Source organism: Paenibacillus macerans (assembly GCF_900454495.1).
Classification (GTDB): Bacteria; Bacillota; Bacilli; order Paenibacillales; family Paenibacillaceae; genus Fontibacillus; species Fontibacillus macerans.
Genome location: NZ_UGSI01000002.1, coordinates 220,144 through 237,620 on the forward strand (window position 1 = coordinate 220,144; position 17,477 = coordinate 237,620).

At 50.9% G+C, this 17,477-nt stretch carries 15 protein-coding genes and 2 pseudogenes; 9 read left to right on the forward strand and 8 right to left on the reverse strand.

Annotated features, from left to right (window positions below; translation table 11 throughout):
- The first annotated feature begins 197 nt into the window (after positions 1 to 197).
- Entirely contained in the window at positions 198 to 368 is a 171-nt protein-coding gene (locus tag DYE26_RS33620) for a hypothetical protein (RefSeq protein WP_164815219.1), read from the forward strand.
- A gap of 187 nt (positions 369 to 555) precedes the next feature.
- On the opposite strand, the gene DYE26_RS24105 is transcribed toward DYE26_RS33620, so the two are convergent.
- Entirely contained in the window at positions 556 to 873 is a 318-nt protein-coding gene (locus DYE26_RS24105) for a stalk domain-containing protein (RefSeq protein WP_371860980.1), read from the reverse strand.
- Between the two features lie 201 nt (positions 874 to 1,074).
- Here DYE26_RS24105 and DYE26_RS24110 point away from each other — a divergent pair, with 201 nt between their 5' ends.
- Entirely contained in the window at positions 1,075 to 2,205 is a 1,131-nt protein-coding gene (locus DYE26_RS24110; RefSeq protein WP_218568200.1) for a MerR family transcriptional regulator, read from the forward strand.
- A gap of 136 nt (positions 2,206 to 2,341) precedes the next feature.
- Complete coding sequence (locus DYE26_RS24115; RefSeq protein ID WP_036618482.1) at positions 2,342 to 3,247, forward strand: methyl-accepting chemotaxis protein; 906 nt, start codon at positions 2,342 to 2,344, stop codon at positions 3,245 to 3,247.
- Positions 3,248 to 3,277: 30 nt separating this feature from the next.
- On the opposite strand, the gene DYE26_RS34725 is transcribed toward DYE26_RS24115, so the two are convergent.
- The 3 genes from DYE26_RS34725 to DYE26_RS24125 are packed head-to-tail and all read right to left on the reverse strand — an operon-like array spanning position 3,278 to position 7,274.
- Positions 3,278 to 3,619 (reverse strand): hypothetical protein, encoded by a 342-nt coding sequence (locus DYE26_RS34725; RefSeq protein ID WP_307719317.1) that lies wholly within the window; start codon positions 3,617 to 3,619, stop codon positions 3,278 to 3,280.
- 46 nt (positions 3,620 to 3,665) lie between these two features.
- Entirely contained in the window at positions 3,666 to 4,907 is a 1,242-nt protein-coding gene (locus DYE26_RS24120) for an extracellular solute-binding protein (RefSeq protein WP_307719318.1), read from the reverse strand.
- A gap of 51 nt (positions 4,908 to 4,958) precedes the next feature.
- A complete protein-coding gene (locus DYE26_RS24125; protein ID WP_036618485.1) occupies positions 4,959 to 7,274 on the reverse strand; it encodes an AraC family transcriptional regulator in 2,316 nt (771 codons plus the stop codon).
- A 210-nt stretch (positions 7,275 to 7,484) separates the two neighbouring features.
- Here DYE26_RS24125 and DYE26_RS24130 point away from each other — a divergent pair, with 210 nt between their 5' ends.
- Both DYE26_RS24130 and DYE26_RS24135 read left to right on the forward strand, forming a co-directional pair.
- A complete protein-coding gene (locus tag DYE26_RS24130) occupies positions 7,485 to 9,776 on the forward strand; it encodes a phosphatase PAP2 family protein (protein ID WP_082207614.1) in 2,292 nt (763 codons plus the stop codon).
- Positions 9,773 to 10,084: an S-layer homology domain-containing protein gene (locus DYE26_RS24135; protein WP_036618488.1), complete on the forward strand. Its 312-nt coding sequence runs from the start codon at positions 9,773 to 9,775 to the stop codon at positions 10,082 to 10,084. The genes DYE26_RS24130 and DYE26_RS24135 overlap by 4 nt, the downstream gene beginning before the upstream one ends.
- 177 nt (positions 10,085 to 10,261) lie before the next feature.
- Here the strand turns inward: DYE26_RS24135 and DYE26_RS24140 are convergent, their stop codons facing one another.
- Positions 10,262 to 10,774, reverse strand: a complete 513-nt coding sequence (locus DYE26_RS24140; protein ID WP_036618489.1) for a dihydrofolate reductase family protein — start codon at positions 10,772 to 10,774, stop codon at positions 10,262 to 10,264.
- A 126-nt stretch (positions 10,775 to 10,900) separates the two neighbouring features.
- Here DYE26_RS24140 and DYE26_RS24145 point away from each other — a divergent pair, with 126 nt between their 5' ends.
- Positions 10,901 to 11,266: a winged helix-turn-helix transcriptional regulator gene (locus DYE26_RS24145; RefSeq protein ID WP_036618490.1), complete on the forward strand. Its 366-nt coding sequence runs from the start codon at positions 10,901 to 10,903 to the stop codon at positions 11,264 to 11,266.
- A 72-nt stretch (positions 11,267 to 11,338) separates the two neighbouring features.
- Here the strand turns inward: DYE26_RS24145 and DYE26_RS24150 are convergent, their stop codons facing one another.
- Together DYE26_RS24150 and DYE26_RS24155 are read right to left on the reverse strand one after the other, a co-directional pair.
- Positions 11,339 to 12,034: an MIP/aquaporin family protein gene (locus DYE26_RS24150; RefSeq protein ID WP_036618495.1), complete on the reverse strand. Its 696-nt coding sequence runs from the start codon at positions 12,032 to 12,034 to the stop codon at positions 11,339 to 11,341.
- A 134-nt stretch (positions 12,035 to 12,168) separates the two neighbouring features.
- The gene (locus tag DYE26_RS24155; protein WP_036618497.1) at positions 12,169 to 12,765 is read right to left on the reverse strand and encodes an NAD(P)H oxidoreductase; all 597 of its coding nucleotides are present in this window, start codon (positions 12,763 to 12,765) and stop codon (positions 12,169 to 12,171) included.
- Positions 12,766 to 12,936: 171 nt separating this feature from the next.
- Here DYE26_RS24155 and DYE26_RS24160 point away from each other — a divergent pair, with 171 nt between their 5' ends.
- On the forward strand, positions 12,937 to 13,293 hold the full coding sequence (locus DYE26_RS24160; protein ID WP_036618506.1) for a winged helix-turn-helix transcriptional regulator: 357 nt from the start codon (positions 12,937 to 12,939) through the stop codon (positions 13,291 to 13,293).
- A gap of 103 nt (positions 13,294 to 13,396) precedes the next feature.
- On the forward strand, positions 13,397 to 14,290 hold the full coding sequence (locus tag DYE26_RS24165; protein ID WP_227872797.1) for a polysaccharide deacetylase family protein: 894 nt from the start codon (positions 13,397 to 13,399) through the stop codon (positions 14,288 to 14,290).
- A gap of 74 nt (positions 14,291 to 14,364) precedes the next feature.
- Here the strand turns inward: DYE26_RS24165 and DYE26_RS24170 are convergent.
- A pseudogene (locus DYE26_RS24170) lies at positions 14,365 to 14,866 on the reverse strand (kanamycin nucleotidyltransferase C-terminal domain-containing protein); the annotation flags it as partial.
- Between the two features lie 362 nt (positions 14,867 to 15,228).
- Here DYE26_RS24170 and DYE26_RS24175 point away from each other — a divergent pair.
- A pseudogene (locus tag DYE26_RS24175) lies at positions 15,229 to 17,107 on the forward strand (TerD family protein).
- The last annotated feature ends 370 nt before the right edge of the window (positions 17,108 to 17,477 follow it).

Below are 17,477 nucleotides of genomic sequence, written 5' to 3' on the forward strand. Positions count from 1 at the left end.
GAATTCTGTGCCATTCGTCAAATGAAATGGTGATTTGGTCAAAATATCGGCGCTAACTTCTTTCGGTATGAACGTCATTTCATGATGCGCTTATCAGATAATCTGACTATTCTTAGTTTTATAGATATCGATACAAACTATCTGCTGAACTTTTCATATTCTATACTAGATTAAGCGGAAGGGAGGCGCTGTATATTATGGCTAAATATTACATCCTTTCGCCTGCAAGCAAAGCTAAAGGAATTTCTAAAAACAAAAATAAGAACAAATCAAGAAACATTGCCGCTAACAAAGTAAAAGCGATTCAACGCACAACCGTTAAAGTGGTTTTGCCTGAAAATGAAAGAAAGCATAGATGCTGGTATTAGAATTAGCTATTATCCCGCAGTTATTGCGGGATTTTTTTTATTATTATAATCAGGAAATAAGTGGAATAGGGCCTTGTTGGCCATAATCATCCATGTTCCGAGGACTGGGAACGCCGATTCCGGAATATTATCCATTAAAAAAGCCCTTTCCGCTGTTCATTCAGCAGAAGGGGCTTTGCTTAAGACGCTACTGATCCTCGGAAATATAGAAATTGTTTTTCCCGATTTGGATATTCTTGAGCGAATTTTTGCTGCCGGGAGCGTGATCGAAGAAAAGGCTGCGGACGACGGTCCCGTCCGCGTAGGTGAGGACGAGCGTATCCGTAGCGTCGAGTGAGGCCAAGATCAGGTCCGTGCTCTTGAACGTGCCGTCGCTTGATACTCCGCTGGTTTTATCCCACTTCACTTCCAGTCCCATCGCTTCAAAAAGCGGACGGACCTGCACAAGGGTCGTACCCCCGACCGTAATCGGCTGTACCTGATTCTCCCTGATCTTATCTTGGATAAACTAAGCATAGACTACCCACTTTTCCTGTGTCCTCCAAGGTGCAAAAGTCGCTTTTTTGACACAATTATCCTGCGGAATTAGTAATATTGAACGGTTATTGATGATGAAATTCCTTGCCTTACAACAATATTACTGGTAAAGAAGTAGTATTCGCAGGTTCCCAAGAAAAATGGCGATGCGAGGATAACCGATACTAACTTGCTGGCAGCTATTGCAACGACAATCCGGCGGCTGAACCTTCAAAATAGCGGCATTTTCTGTCCTTATGTTTTGCTGATCGTGCCATTGACTTTGACGTCGCGGCGTCCTATAGACTTCATGTTGAAGGGGAGGAGGGTTTTTATGGAACTTGCAACCATTAGCGAAGTATCGAGGTTTTTTCAAGTAACGACTCGAACGATTCGGTACTACGAAGAGCTCGGGCTGATCGCCAGTACGAAAAAGGAAGGCTATGCATACCGGACATATGACAAAGCCTCTCTTAGGCGTCTCGAACAAATCATGATTTTAAGGAAATTAAGTATTCCCTTAAAACAGATCGCGATTATCCTTGAACATGAAGACGCGGCAGCGGCTGTGGACATTTTTAAAGAACGAGTGAAGGAGCTGACGAGCACTATAGAGTCGTTGGCCACGATCAAAGAAATCATAACGAGGCTGATCGAAGAGTTGGAAAGAAACCATGCGCTTGAAATAAACCGCGATCTTTTGTGTGATGAAAGCATGCTTCATGAAATTGACTCCTTATCCTTATCTCATTTCGATCCAAGGGAGGAAAAGTCAATGAATGATCTAAACGCGGCAGCGGCGAAACTGCAAAAGCTTGAAAATGTGAGAATGATCCACGTCCCCCCCTGTACAGTCGCGGCGAGTCACTATGTGGGGGAGAACCCTGAGGAGAATGCCGGAGAGCAGCTCGCGGAATTCCTAAAGAAGAGCCGACTTTATAACGTGAAACCAGACGCTCGTGTATTTGGGTTTAATCATCCGAACCCTTCCGATGAGAAACCGTATTACGGGTACGAGTTTTGGGTGACGATCCCTGCCGAAATGGAAGTTCCGGCGCCGCTGGTGAAGAAGCGGTTTGCCGGCGGTATGTATGCGGCGCATACCATAACATTGGGGAACTTCCATGAATGGAAGTGGCTGTCCGATTGGGTTCATAATCATCCGAAATATGAAGCCAATATGTTGAATGACCATGGAGAGTTTATGGGCGGATTGTTGGAGGAACATTTGAATTACGTTTATCATTGCCATCTCAATTGGCCGGAGAGCGATGAGCATCAATTGGATTTGCTGTTCCCGGTCAAATTGAAGAACTCCTAATAAAAGGACGACAGGCTGCCGGAACGAACCGGCAGCCTGCTTCCGCTGCCAGCATGTCTATTTATTGTTCAGATGCAGTTGTTAAACTGGTATATTAGGGTGCGCTGCTTTATTTAACAGTGAGAGGTGGACACAAATGATGAACAAACCGGCGGTAACGAACGAATTGGTCTTCAGAGCGATGGAGAAGAACTTAGCCATGATCCGTTTCGATATCGATCGTAAAGTGACCTATGTAAACGAGGTATTTGCCGATACCATGGGATATTCAATTGAGGATATAATGAAAATGCGGCATCGGGACTTCTGCTTTGACTCATTTGCTAATTCACCGGTTTATGAGCAGTTCTGGACGGCGCTGCTGTCCGGGCAAAGCTTTCAGGATAAGATTGAACGGAAAAATGCCCGTGGTGAAACAGTGTGGCTGGAGGCCACTTATATGCCGATCTATGATGAACAGGAGTCCGAGGTCATCGGCGTCTCTAAAATTGCAACGGATATTACCCAACGCCAATTCAGCCTGTCCATGGTGGTTAAAGAATTGGAGGCGGCCTCTCAAGGCTTAAATCAGCATGCGGAAGCGGGAATCGGAAGGAGCCGGGAGCTGCTGCTCAGCGTGGACCGGATTGCCGAGTTTTCGGAGGATAACACCCTTACCCTTGAGGGGCTGCAGGAGCAAGCCAAGTCAATCCAGGGGATTGTGCAGACGATCCGCGATATTGCCTCTCAGACCAACCTGCTCGCCCTAAATGCAGCCATCGAGGCGGCCCATGCGGGGCCGTACGGCAGAGGGTTTGATGTGGTGGCCGCAGAGGTGCGCAAGCTGTCGGGCGAGGTGTCGGAATCCATCGTCAAGGTGCAAAACGCCATTAGCGGCATTACAAAGGAGATAACCGAGATATCGGACGGTATCCACCGCGTCCAATCTTCCATTGAGGAGAGTCAGCAACAGATACGAGTAACCATGGAAGACTTCAACAATATCGCCGCCTCCGCCCAAAAATTGGACGAGCAGGCACGGAACGTTGCGGCAAATATTTAAAATACGGCCTAGTTCCCCCAACCGGGGCAGTCACTTCACGGCATGCTGATGATACCACGCATTCGCTTCCCGCAGGACCTCGGTTCCGCCGGCCGCCATAAACTCCTGAACGAAATCATCGAATTCCTCCAAAGGACGGTCGCCTGTGATGAAAGAGATGTAGGCTTTGTTCCGCAGCTTAATGAGCTCGGGGCCATCCTTGATCAGGGAGGGGGTCGCCACTTCCAAGGCATTGTAGACACCGTCCCGGTCGAGGCCCAAGGCCTTAGCCCATTGCTCTCTTCGCGTTGTAGGCATCACAGGGATCGTCATGCCCAGATTGGCGCCGATCGTATTCTGATAGCTGAACATTCGGTCATAAGGAGGCAGCACAATGACATCCTCCTTTGCGGGCTCTGCCCATACCCAGTGCTTTCCCTTAACCCCGTATTTCAACGAAGCATCTTCTTTCCGGGTCGGGATTGGCGCTGACATCGTCAAGAATCTGCAGGATCGTCTCCAGCTTGCCCGGCTCTTTGGCGGCGTCCGCGCCGATCGCGGTGAAGCTCATCAGCATGTCATAGGCTTTGGAACCCCGTTTGCCGTCGGGTCCGCTAAAGGGTTGACCAAACACAATCCGGGCCTGCGGATTTTTGGCGGTTAATTCCTTCGCATTATAGGCGGCTTCTACCGGAGTCTCCTTGCCCCCCGAATGGCCGTCGTAAGTCCATGCCGAATAATCGCCGTCTTGAATCCAGTGATAGTAGTTGCCCATTGAGGTCATGCCGATTCTTCCATTAATGAAAGCATGGGACAGATGTTTATAGCCCCCTTTATTCTCCCCGGTAATAAATTCCGGATCGATGATGCCGTCAAGGTACCATTTGCGAAGGTACTGCAAGGCTTCCTTCATTTCCGGCTCCAAAGCGCCGATCACCAGATTCCCGTCTTTCCTCCCGAAGTAGATCTGGTCCGCGAACACGATCTGCCCGAAGGCGCCAAACACCACATTCATCCCTTCGAGGGACAAACCGTAGGTATCCTTGATCCCGTTGCCGTCCGGATCCTCATTCGCGAACGCATAGATGACCTTTTCAAAGTCGGACAGCGTCTCCGGCATAGGCAGGCCCAGCTTGTCCAGCCAATCCTTCCTGTAAACTACAGGGATGCGATAAATGTTCGTGGGATTGACGACAGGAATGGCGTAATATTTCCCGTCGATTTTTCCGTAATCCCGGTAGGCGGGCGCATGTTCCCGGATGGCTTTCATGATATAGGGGGCATATTTGATCAGCTTGTCTTCGGGAATTTCGGCCAGAAGGCCTTGCTGTTGATATTTGAGCAGGTCCTGCGGCTGCCGAATCCTGAAAAGATCGGGAATTGCGCCTTGCGCTAATTGGATGTCCAGGAGCGCTTCATATTTATTGTTTTCCAGATTCCAGACGTCCAGATCCACGTGAAATTTATCTTCCACATACCGCACCATCTCCGCATCCTCCGGCACCGGCAGGTTTTGATGCATCGTCCAGGAAATCTTGTACTGCGGGGTGACGGAAGCCTTTTTCTCCTGAATATCCACGGCGGCAGACAGGTTGCCTGGCGGTGTGCCGCAGCCGCTGCCCAAACCTAACACGGCCACAGCGAAAAGGATGGTGAAACGCCGTAATTCCTTCTTTTTCATGGGGAGTCCTTCTTTCATCATGATCCTGCTTCCGCCGGCCGGCCGAAGCGGCTAACCCTGGTTCACCGTATTTCGCAAATAGTTTCCCGGTGTACAGCCGTACGTTTCCTTGAATCTCTTGATAAAATAGGCCGCCGTCCCGTAGCCGACCGTACTCGCGATTTGTTCGACCGTCATATTGTTGTTCTCGATCAGCGCCCTGGCCCGTTCCATACGCCGGCCGGTGACGTAGTCGGTATAGGTGACGCCGAGCTCCTCTTTAAAGAGCTTGCTTAAATACTTAGGACTGATAAACACTTTGGCGGATACCGCCTCCAGAGACAGGTCTTCGGACAAATGGCGTTCGATATACTGCTTGGCCGATTCAATCGTGGAGACGGCTCTTTCGCTATTCCGCTTCTCCGTGTGATGGATGAAAGCGGCGGCCGAATCCACCAGCCAATCCCGAAAGTCATGGATATTGCGAAGCTCGATGTACTGATTGTACAGATCCAAATGTCCTTGAACAGGTGGGGTATAGCGGACGCTTTTTAAATAATCGGAGTAGACGAACACGATATTCGCCAGAACAAAGTGGCAGTAATCGGCGGGGTACATGCCTTCCCGCATAGCAGTAACAAGCTGCTTGACCGCCGTTTCGATCTCATGGAGCTGACGCGCGTGCAATTTTTCCCTGAACCTTGCAAGTACCGATTGCGGAATTTCGTCAAGGCTGTTCTCCCGTTCCAAGAGGCGCAGGTCCTTCAAAATGGAAACCTCCGGCAGGAAATAAGCGTATTTTATCAAGGTCCGGGCTTCGTTATAGCTGATGTGGACATCGGCCATCCTCCGCACCCAAGAGCCCCACGAGAGTTGAAGTTCCAGATGCTGCTGCTTGCTCTCCGATAACACCAAACGGGAGAACTGCTCCAATAGAGCGTCGGACGCTTCACGGGCGCAAAGGATCACTGCAATCTTCTTATCCGGCAGTTCTTCGGCAATGATCCGGCTCTCCGGCGGACAAACCGCCTCCAGCCGGGCGATCATCCGCTGCATGACCACCTGCATATCTCCGGAGCTTAATGCGGCAATGGCGCCCCCCGAATTGAGGAGCAGGCAGCAGTAATGCTTGAACTCCCGGGAGATGCCCAGGCATGGCAGCTCTTTCGCCAATGTCTCGCGGGTAAAATCGTTGTGCAGAATATTCATTACAACATTGCGCTTGATAATCGGGCCAGTGGCCTGCAAGGTCTCTTCCAGGCTGCTGACTTTATCGCTAAGCCTGGTGAAGGCGGAGTCAATCATCCGATACTCATTTGTTGCAGGTTCAGGCGTATGGCCGGTCAGATCCTTGATTTTCATGGCCAACCGTTTGATCGGGCTATAGTTGACTCCGGCCAAAATCCCGGATAGCAGAGTGCCCAACAGAAGGGCAAGCAGGCATATCCCAAGGGTCAGCTTTTGCACGACCAGCGATTTTTCATAGAAGAAGCTGGAGGGCATGGCGCTGTACATTTTCCAGCCGGTGGACGGAAGGGTTTGGTAGGAAACCACATAGGCGATGCTGCCGATCTTGTCGAGAAAGCTTCCGGCATCCGCCCCGGACTCCGTTACCTTGGCGATGCTGAAGTCGAAATCGCTCTGAAGACCTGATGTATCCTTGTCCGAACCGTTGATCATGCGTCCCCACCGGTCCAAAATAAACGTACTCTCATATTGCGAAGGCATCATATTCCGGATAATCCCGTTCACCGCGCTTTCCTTCACATCGATGGCGATGATCAGGTCGCTGTTCTCGCCGGAGGACTGAAAGGGATAACTGTGCGCGTAAGTGAGCAAGTTATTGCCGTTGCCGCCCGGGACGTTGGAGAAAATATCTTCCGGGATCCACCTTGCCGGGGTCCACAGGCTGTTTTGCTTGTGCTTGCGCATTCCGTCCATCCAGTCCGCCAAAAATTCGGCGCCGTCCCCTTGATCGGCATTGTATTTTAGCCCGTAAAGCGATGAAAGCATGACATTCCGCTTGGGATCGTACAGATGTACCGCTTGCACGATATCCGAATGGGCGGCCACCTCCGACTTCAGCAGCGCCTGGAGGTCGATCGCGCCGGCCGGATGCTTTGGTATGGAAGCATCGGCGAATAAACGAAGATCGGCGGTTTTGTCCAGCGATAGTTCCAGATAGACCTGCTGGGCCCTCTGAAGCACCGAAGTTTCAATCGTATGGGCTGTATTCTCAAGAATCATCCGACTCTTGTCGCGCAGTTCCTCCTTATATTTGCCCGAGAAATAGAAATAGAAGACAGTGCAGAGCAATAGGACGATGACAAGCACCATGGATACATATGAAATAACCAGGCTGGCAAATGCTGAGTTCCACTTTTTCAAAGCTTACTCTCCTCCCCGGCGGCATTATACACCATACTATGACAAATTAATTCACGGTTTATGTTAAGCGAATGTTAAATCGCCGAAATCGGCCGAAATGATCCCAAATTGATAGAATGGAGAAATTGTCTTATTGAAGGATGGCATGGCCGGATGCTACATTAGCACCGGTTCGAATCGAAAAAAATATGATGGGAGAGCAGATAAGTTATGAAAACAAAGCTCACAACCAAGTTGTTGTCAACTGCTGTAGGGCTGGCGGTCATTTCCAATTCTTTGATGATTGGGAATCCGGCAGTGGCCGCATCCGCCGCGTCCTCCACCCGGCTGCCGGCAGCGCCGGCATGGGGGCACTTTGTGGATAGCTACAAAAACAACACTTCCGTGAATGATGCGGTCTATTCCAACCCGGCGATCGGAATACTCTCCGGATACCTGAACCTCTGGAAGCCCGGATCTTCCTGGGATAACGGAACCAAGCTGAATAGCGAGGTGCTGGACTACAACATTCAATACGTGGCCGATATTGCGGCTGCCCGTACGCCTGAAGAGGAACAAGCGGCCTATTACGATGACCGGAGGAACCAAACCTATGGGGCCGCCGATGGGCTGGGTTCTCTGTCTGAAGTGTACCGCTCCATGTCGGGAACGTACACCACGATTACCGATATCCCGGACGATGCGACTTCGGTAAAATATAACGACGGCAACGGTCAGAACAAAGGCGGCGATTCCAACTCCCAGTTGGGCAGCATGGTCGACTTGATCGGCAAGCTCCGGGGCAATTATGCTTCAACGACGCCGGCTAAAAATTATTTCAGCTACCCTCGCCCGTACCGTTGGACGGATCCTTCCATTATTGTGCCGGTCTTGCTTCCTGCCAGAAGCAGCACGCCCGAAACGGACGGCGGCTTCCCGAGCGGCCATACCAACGCATCGTATCTCGCCGCGTTGTCTCTGGCCTACGCTGTGCCTGAGCGGTTTCAGGAGCTGCTGACCCGGGCATCGGAGATGGGGAACAACCGGATTGTAGCCGGTATGCATTCCCCTTTGGATGTGATGGGCGGGCGCGTTATGGCAACGGCTTTGGCGGCGGCTACCCTCAATGACCCGGAGAATGCCGCGCTTAAACAGGCCGCTTATGGTCAGGCCCATGACATTTTGCTGAAGCAGAGCGGTACGGCCGAAGACCGGTTCAGCGATTATGAGAAGAATAAAGCGGAATTTACCAAGCGGTTGACCTATGGATTCTCGCCGATCGGTTCCACGACGGAGCCTATGGTTGTTCCTAAAGGCGCCGAGGTATTGCTGGAAACCCGGCTTCCGTATTTGAGTGATGAGCAGCGCCGTGAGGTTCTGGCTACGACTGGCCTTCCGTCCGGCTATCCGCTGCTGGACGATCCGGAAGGTTGGGGACGTTTGAATCTGTTTGCCGCTGCAGACGGATACGGCGCTTTTGACAGCGATGTAACAGTGGCGATGGATGCCGGCAAGGGCGGCTTCCATGCATTGGACCAGTGGCGGAACGACATTTCCGGTACGGGCAAGCTGACAAAGGAAGGAACCGGTACCTTAAAGCTGCTGGGCAATAACACGTATTCCGGCGGCACACGGATCAACGCCGGCACGCTTGAAGGCGGTTCGGCAACGGCTTTCGGCAGCGGGGATGTGGTGAATGCCGGCGGCTCCGTTGTGGAGAGCGTATATGGAAAAATGACCATTAACGGAAACTTTGCGCAATCTGCGGGCGGCATCCTTGAGCTTAATCTTACCGGCGCGGGTGACGTGCTTGAAATCAAAGGCAAGGTGCAAACAGGCGGGAAACTGCGCGTAAAATTCGCCAATAACTATGTGCCTGGTTCCGGAACCATCACTCTTGTAGCCCATGACGCCGGTCAGCGGAGCGGAGAGTTCGGCCAGGTTGAGATCGGCGGGTTGCCGAGCAAGTATACGGCTCAAGTGGTCTATCAAAACGATCGCATCGCCTTGTCTATTAAGAATAAGTCGAACGGCGGCAATTCAAATTCCGGCGGGAATAACTCTTCGGGCGGCGGGGGAGTCAGCGGCAGTACGGATTCTCCGGCCAAACCGGAACAGCCAGTGCCGGGCACGCAAAAGCCGGATGCTAAGCCGGGACAGCCAGCCGCAGCAGAGCCGGCTACCGCAGTGAGCCCGTTCAAAGCGGACGCGGTTAGCCGGGAAGCGGTTCTGAAGGCGGTCGGCGATGCGGTTGCCGCAACGAAAAACGAGAACAAGACGTTCAGCGATACGAGTCATCATTGGGGTGAAAACTCCATTGCAAAAGCCGTGAAGCTGCGGATTGTCGATGGATATAAGGACGGTACATTCCGTCCTGACGGATCAGTAACAAGAGCGGAATTTACCGCCATGATCGTCAGTGCTTTCGGGCTGACCCCAAGTGCAGCTGCGGCGGTATTCAAGGATACGGGCTCGCATGGGCTGCCGGTTACATCGGCGCATTGGCGGAGAAGGGGATCGTGAACGGTTATGCGGACGGCAGCTTTAAGCCGAATGCAACCATTACCCGTGCCGAGATGGTGACGATGATTTCGCGTGTTATGAATCTTAGCGTGCTTTCCACAGGCGCGCGGGCCAGCTATAGCGATGTAAGCAGCGGACACTGGGCGGCGGATGCGATTGAACAGGCCTCGTCGGCCAAGCTGATTCAAGGGATATCCGCCTCTTCATTCGCACCTGACAGAAAGGCCGCCCGCGCCGAAGCCGTGACGCTCATTCTCCGCGCTTTGGAGAGCGACAGCAAAATCAAAGCGATGATCGAAGGCTTGTAATCGCGAAGAGACGGATTAAACACAAATTAAACACAAAAAACGCGAGACTTTGATCATTGGTTAACCTCTGACCCTTCTGCGTCCGTGCAGAAGGGTTTTTTGCTTGCAGGCTGCATAGAAACTCGAGGTTATATGGATTGTTAACGCTGACGTATCACCGGGAGAGCAAATTAATGGTTACCGATTAATTGCATACCGCAGTTGAACCACGCCGCCGCCGAGGGGCTTGCAGTCCAGCAATTCCACATGTTTGCAGCGGTAGTGGTCTTTGTCGATTAAAAGATTCAATCCTTTACCCTCCAACACAGGCGCCACATTGAAAATCACTTCGTCTACCAGTTCTTGGCCGAGAAACGAATTGTGGATATTCGCACCGCCGCTGATGAGCGCGGTTTGATGGCCTTTTTGCTGTAAGTAGTCCAAGGCTTCTTGCGGAGATCCTGCAACCGTGACCCCCGGGATATTAGGGATGCTGTTGGAAATGACAACGATATCGAGATCGGCAAAGGGACCTCCGCCACCACCGTTTCCGGCGATGCTTTCGAAAGTGCGGCGTCCAACGATGAAATTTCCCGCAGCTTTGGCTTGTGCCGCGAAGTCGGCCAGCGCTTCTTTTGTCGGCGGGTTTTCGGGACCTGATTGCGCATAATTGCCGTTGGCGGCTAACGTTGCCCATAAAATAGTTTTCATAGTAATATTCCTCCTTAGAATTTGTTCCTGCCTTCGATTCACATCGTAATTGATCTATGGTACATTTGAAAAGTAGTTACATTTAAGTGCAATAGTTTCAAAAAATGAACTATGGAGTGATAATTCATGATGGATCAATCCTGTCCCGGCACTGTTGAACCTATCTTGGAGATTTTGGATAGCAAATGGATGCTTCTTCTTTTGTTCGAACTATTTAACGGGACCCGCCGGTTTGGGGAATTACGCCGCAAGTTGCAGCCGATTAGTCCGAAAACGTTGACAGATCGCTTGCGGCTGTTAGAGGAGAAGGGGATCGTCACGCGGACGATTTTCCCCGGTGTGCCGCTGCATGTCGAATACGAACTCACCTCGGCCGGGCAAGGTCTGCAGCCGATTTTTGCAGCTATGTGGACGTGGACTCAAGAGTATGGCGGATATCTAAAGAAAGGGGCGAACGAGATGAATGAAGAAGGAGAAAAGGCTAGCTGGTAAATCAAAAAAGGAGGGCAACTCCTCCTAAGTCATCTTCAGTGACTTTGGGGCAGCCCCTCAAGTTAGCCATTTTTACGCTTGCTTCCCCCTGCGGCTGCTGTTCAACCACTGATATACGGCAACGGCCAGTACCGAGCCGGCAAGCGGTGCGATAAGAAACACCCAAACTTGGGATAAAGCCGTTCCGCCAACCAGCAGCGCCGGCGCGAGGCTTCTTGCAGGATTGACGGACGTTCCCGTTAAGGCGATGCCTAAAATATGTACGAAAGCAAGCGTGAGTCCGACGACCAGGCCGGTTACGTTCACGTTGCTCTCAGTGGAGGTCACGCCCAGAATGGTATAGATAAAAACGAAGGTTAACACGATTTCGACAATGACCGCCATCAGGGCTGAAATTCCGATCCCATAGCCGGGGCCGAAGCCATTTTGACCAAGCCCTGTTGTTGGCATGCCCGCGGAGACGAGGATGGCGTACAGAATGGCAGATCCTGCAATAGCACCGGCGATTTGCGCCACAACGTATCCGATGAAATCGGTACCGGTTAGCTTACGTTTAAGAAGCATGGCGAGAGAAACCGCCGGATTAATATGACATCCCGAAATCGGACCGATAACGTAGGCCATCGCCACAATTGACAGCCCGAATGCCAAGGCGATTCCCAAATTTCCGAGTTCTCCTCCCGCCGTAGCGGCACTGCCGCAGCCGAACAGAACAAGCACTAATGTTCCAATGAATTCGGCCGCATACTTTTTGAATGAAGCGTTCATAACTACCTCCTAAAAATTTAAGTGAATCCCATTGTAAATCAGGCAGATTGACAAAAACTGAACATACAGTGGGATTGAGTGGGATTGGCGCTTCAGGAGGTTTACAGAGCGTGGTTACGAACTTGATCTTACTGTTAGGATGGACGTACGTCCTTTGAATCGTTGTCATAATATAGCCCTAGATGATAAGCTCGCATCAGGAGATTTTCGAAAATTTCCGGCCTTGAATCCAGGGTGTCATAAAGGATCTCAACCTTGCTGTTAGAAATTCCGCAGTATTCGGCAATTGCGGTGTTTAGAAGCTGAGAGAGCATTTTATCGTACTTTCTCTTCTCAAAGTCTTCTTGCGGAGCTCCTCCCAGGCCGAGCCATAGCACTCGTTTATGATGCAATTTATTGGAGCCGTAAGCAAAACCATCGTTCCATACCCGGTCGATGTATCCTTTCAGCATAGCGGGCAGATTGTACCACCATATCGGGAAAATAAAGGCGAGCGCGTCGTGATTTTTCATTCGTTCCATCTCGGCTTCCACCTCTGGTGAATAGATCTTGCGATTCGATGACCAATCCGGTTCGTCCGCTTCCCACATAACAGGATTGAAGCCGCTGCGGTGCAGATCCAGCAGTTCTGTCTCATGTCCCGCATCAGTAAGCCCCTGTATGAATCTGTCCGCAACGGCAAAGGTTAGGGAATTCACTCTTGGGTGCGACACAACGGTCAAAATTTTCATAAACGTCACCTTCCAGATCTAAAATTTTTACTTCGAATAAGCTACGATAAAATTATCTAATAAGCAGTAAGAAATAGGAAGTACTTACTTTAATGTGATATAATCACTCGAAAGTGATATAGTCACTTATAAGTAACTGTTTACCCTGATTGGCGAGAGGATGGTTATCCTATGGAAAAGCAGACAACAAGGACGTATAACATCCCTGCGGAAGCGACGCTGGAGGTCATAGGCGGGAAGTGGAAGTTATTGATTTTATGCCATTTGAACTGCGGACCCGGTCCCATGAGAACGAGCGAATTAAAAAAGGCGATTCCCGAGATTACGCAAAAAATGTTAATTCAGCAGCTTCGGGAGTTGGAGGAAGACGGCATCATCACGAGAACGGTATATAATCAGGTGCCGCCGAAGGTGGTCTATGGAATGAGCGAACTTGGATTGTCGCTGAAATCCATATTGGACCAACTGGACGAGTGGGGCGAGCAATATATCCATCAGCGGGAATGGAAATCCTCCTGCTCCGGATGACGGTAAAATACTCGCTTGCTCCTTCAATTCGCATAAATCATCGCCTTCTATGGAATGCTATGGCACAAAATGCTATCGCTTCATGCGGGAGGTTATATGAAACGTGAAACCGTTAAGAATGTTGGCTGCTTGTCTGCTTGTAGTGACCCTGTGCCAAGGATGTGCACAGAACCAGGAAAAAGGCAACAATCGTCCCGAGGCTAAAACCCAAAAGATATCACAGGCACGTTTGACGCAACAGAATCAACAGCCTAACCGCACGCCTGAACTCCAAGGCGGCCCGGAGGGCCGTGTCCGTATGCCTCACCCGATGTCGCTTGCCGATCTGCACGATAAGTATCCTACTTACTACGTGCTGAACGGGCCCCGGAGTAAACGGCAGGTTGCGCTTACATTCGATGATGCGCCGGATGCCGTATTCACGCCGCAAGTGTTGGATGCGCTAAAGCAGGCTGGGGTAAAGGCCACCTTTTTTGTCATCGGCAACCGAGTCGAGGCACATCCCGACATCATGGCCAGGATCGTTAGAGAAGGGCACGAGGTCGGAAACCATTCATACAGTCATCCGAATTTGCCGAAGCTTACCGATCCCGAGTTCCGGAGCGAGGTAACCCGGACGGACGAGATCATCCGCAATTACACTGGTTCCGTGCCTGCCCTATTTCGGCCGCCCTACGGCAATACGGATGAAAATCAGATTCTCTGGCTTGCGAGCAAAGATAAAAGGATTGTCGGATGGAACGTCGATTCACTTGACTGGAAAGGGCTTAATGCGGATCAGGTGAGTACCAATGTGCTTGGCCATATTCTGCCGGGCGCGATTATTCTGCAGCATGCCGCCGGTGGACAAGGCGAGGATTTGAGCGGTACTGTCGCTGCGATCCCCCGGATCGTAAAATCTCTGAAAAGCGATGGCGTTGAGTTCGTTACGGTTGAAGACCTGCTGAACCTGAACAAGAATGCGAAAGAAAATATTCGGGCCGGGTCAAAACAGTGATCCGGTCTAGGGTACGAAAAAATACCCCTACAGGAGTATTGGTGTCCTGCAGGGGCATACAGGCGAAAATTAATTGGCAAGTAGGTGCGTGGGCCGTTTAGACTGGCATTTCTGAGCTTGCCAACAAATTCCGTACATTTCCCCGACAAGCACCTCGTTGATTGCACGCCTGAAGTCCTCCTTTGTTGGCGACTCGGCCGCTTCCTTTAATCTGAAGAAAAATGCTTCAGGATCATACAGGCTCAGCGGGGAAAAAAACGGCCCATGCGTCAACGGCCAATCCCCCTCAACTGTTGAAGCAGTTCTAAGCAGAACGTCCGCACTACAGACATCCACTTCCGCTTTCCAAGGCCCCGCCGACCATTCGTAGCTAAATTCCGCGGGTTCGCCTTCTCCCTTGAGAACACAAAACATCTCAATGTCCGAGAAGGGCCCGTCCGTACCTCTGGACACAGAGCCGTAGACGCCAATGGCCCGGATGTTCTCTCCGTACACCTCATGCAATCTCGCAGCAATTTCGCGGCAGGTTTCAAGCCGTTCGCCCCGAGTAATTTCCACAGGTCCGTTCATATGCATTAGCGAGCATCTCCTTCTAATTGATTGAGGTTAAGCAGTTGCTAACGCATGGTTGGGGGGCACGGGCTTAACGGGGGACTTTTTTGGGGTGCATACGATTTTCCTCCTACAAGTTTCCTTATGGGAATAATACCCAATCCAATTGGTTTTGGCAAGGTGTGGAGCCGGAGCTAAGTCTGGTACAAGCCCGGTTTATAAGTCGTAATACTTTCACCCTGTTGGCATGCCGTGGATTTTGAGAAGATGAGTGCATCAAAGGTTCGGGTTACGGACTTTGAACCTTGACCTTCAGGCTACCCGCGGTCCTTCCTTCTACTTCGTTTGGCGAAATTAGGGCCGCTGCTTTCCTGGACTCTTTGATCATGACAAACACCATCTATTTGCGAAGAGCAAACAAACTTATTGTGGAACAAGGACAAGGGGAGAAACGGCTCCCAAAGGCTTATTTGGCAACGGCCTTAAAAAATATCGAATCGCTTGGATTTACGTTTTCGCATCAGTTGATGCGCGCCGTGCACACTTTATCCAGAGAGCGATTCAAAGCGTTATATGATCAACTGGTGGTCGATTTGCGGGTCATGGTAGGGGCTCATGTGGAATACAAGCCGATGTATTCCGAATTTCCACTGCAGGTGATGCAGGAGGATGACGCCGAGCTTTATCTGAATGCCTTATACCATTACCTTACTTTAGAATTGCCTGAGCGGGAGCCGGCCGATAGAGCGCCTTTGCCGGATAGGATAGCCCTAAAAGTCATTGATCTCGGAAGCAAGGAAGAATTCCATACTCTGATTCGCCGGTTAATCGAAGCAAAGGGCTCCATCTCCGAGACGGACAAACAAGATATCGACACGGCGATCGAATACGCGGACCCGGATGAGCTGGATGCGATGCTGCCGCCCGAGATTCCGTTCAAGGAGAATGCCGGGTTCGTGGCTGCTTCCTTATTGAAGCATGACAAGGCGAACATGAGGCTGATCGGGAGGTATTTCAAAACGGCCTCCGATGTTCTCCGGCTGGCCGCGGCTTGGTCGGATGGCGATGTCAGTCTGACCGAGGCAACGCGCTTCCGTAAATTCAAGCGGCCCGAGCGGCGGCTGCTCCTTGGACTGCTGGAACAATGCGGACAGATAACGGAGGATATGCTTAAGTTTAAGGACCGCTGGATTCGTTTAGGCGAGATTCTGCACCCCTCCGAGTTTAAGCACCGGTTTGCCCGGTGTGAGGAAGCTTTTGATATTTTGCGCAATAACAAGCCTTTCACGACTTTTAACGGCAGCGTTGAGCTTGCGTTCCAATATCAAAATACGTGGACTCTCCTTGATTTATTGATGCAGCGTCCGGGCGAATTTGCCAGAAGATTGGATCACTTGCTGCGAACCGCCGAAGACCCGGAGTATGTAGTGCAAGCCTTTGGCGATATCGTAGATCAGGTATCGACACCCGTGCTGCTGCAAGTGAAAAATCATTTTGCCCGCCGAAACGAACTGCAGGCTCTTCGCGTCTTTTTCCCAAAAGGAAACGTGGCGAAAGCCCTCGCGATTTCAAATACGCTCCCGGAGATCGATGAGGCATTATGCCGGGATATCGTGCAATGGTGCAAGCAGGCGCTGGTTCAGCGGTTCTCCGCGCTTCCTTCCGCTGGGGAAGGTATATGTCGATCAACGCTTAGCGGACTATCTTGTACCGTTCTCCCAGAGATCGGCGAGCAAGGCCCTGCGTACGATTGTAAGGGGAAGCCGCGTACCGATGGAAGAGGGAGATGCGATTCGTTTTTTCAGTTGGTGGAAAGAGGGGATCGTTGACGGCAAGCCTACCGGCCGCGTAGATATTGACTTGTCCGCCGTCATGTATGACCGCAACTGGCAGTATGTGGAGCATATTTCTTATACCCATCTGCGCTCCTCCAAATACCGGGCCGTCCACAGCGGAGATATCGTATCGGCCCCTCAGGGCGCATGCGAGTTCATCGACCTGCACATTCCCTCCATCGTCGATTATGGCGGCCGTTATATTGTGGCTACCCTGCATTCGTTTACGAGTCAGCCTTATTGCGATTTGCCGGAATGCTTTGTGGGCTGGATGATGCGCAAAAAACCGGGTTCCGGCGAGATTTTCGAGCCTTCGACAGTGGTGAACAAAATCGACGTCGCCGCCGATACGCAGATTGCCATTCCCGTCATCCTGGATTTAGTAGAGCGGACGGTGATCTGGACGGATTTATCGTTAACCAGATATTGATCACGGTTATGCCTGGAGGAACATATTCGCGACGAAAAACCGGATGGCTGTGGGAATGAGTATGATTTGATTTATTTTATTGGAACCTGTAAAGGCTGTTTTTCGGCTTTAAAGTAAGTGTTGCTTGTTCTATCCAGCATATTAAATTCGAGAAGGATGGCCCCGGCCCAATTTAATCGCCTTTAAGTAAGCATACGTGAAATCGTATCTACATAAGGCGATAGTTGGTCGAAAATATATTCCTGCCCGTAACATCAACAATAGCGATCAAAGTGACGAATTTTCACAGGACGATGAGGCGTTTTTTCTAGCAATTTCCGCCTATACCCCTAGTAGACGATTCTGGAAATAACGTTAGCATGATGGCAAG

What these genes read in the sequence shown, in the direction of transcription:
- DYE26_RS33620 (WP_164815219.1), top strand. Translation starts at nt 198, where the DNA reads ATGGCTAAATATTACATCCTTTCGCCTGCAAGCAAAGCTAAAGGAATT.
- DYE26_RS24115 (WP_036618482.1), top strand. Translation starts at nt 2,342, where the DNA reads ATGATGAACAAACCGGCGGTAACGAACGAATTGGTCTTCAGAGCGATG.
- DYE26_RS24120 (WP_307719318.1), bottom strand. Translation starts at nt 4,907, where the DNA reads ATGAAAAAGAAGGAATTACGGCGTTTCACCATCCTTTTCGCTGTGGCC.
- DYE26_RS24130 (WP_082207614.1), top strand. Translation starts at nt 7,485, where the DNA reads ATGAAAACAAAGCTCACAACCAAGTTGTTGTCAACTGCTGTAGGGCTG.
- DYE26_RS24140 (WP_036618489.1), bottom strand. Translation starts at nt 10,774, where the DNA reads ATGAAAACTATTTTATGGGCAACGTTAGCCGCCAACGGCAATTATGCG.
- DYE26_RS24145 (WP_036618490.1), top strand. Translation starts at nt 10,901, where the DNA reads ATGATGGATCAATCCTGTCCCGGCACTGTTGAACCTATCTTGGAGATT.
- DYE26_RS24150 (WP_036618495.1), bottom strand. Translation starts at nt 12,034, where the DNA reads ATGAACGCTTCATTCAAAAAGTATGCGGCCGAATTCATTGGAACATTA.
- DYE26_RS24155 (WP_036618497.1), bottom strand. Translation starts at nt 12,765, where the DNA reads ATGAAAATTTTGACCGTTGTGTCGCACCCAAGAGTGAATTCCCTAACC.
- DYE26_RS24160 (WP_036618506.1), top strand. Translation starts at nt 12,937, where the DNA reads ATGGAAAAGCAGACAACAAGGACGTATAACATCCCTGCGGAAGCGACG.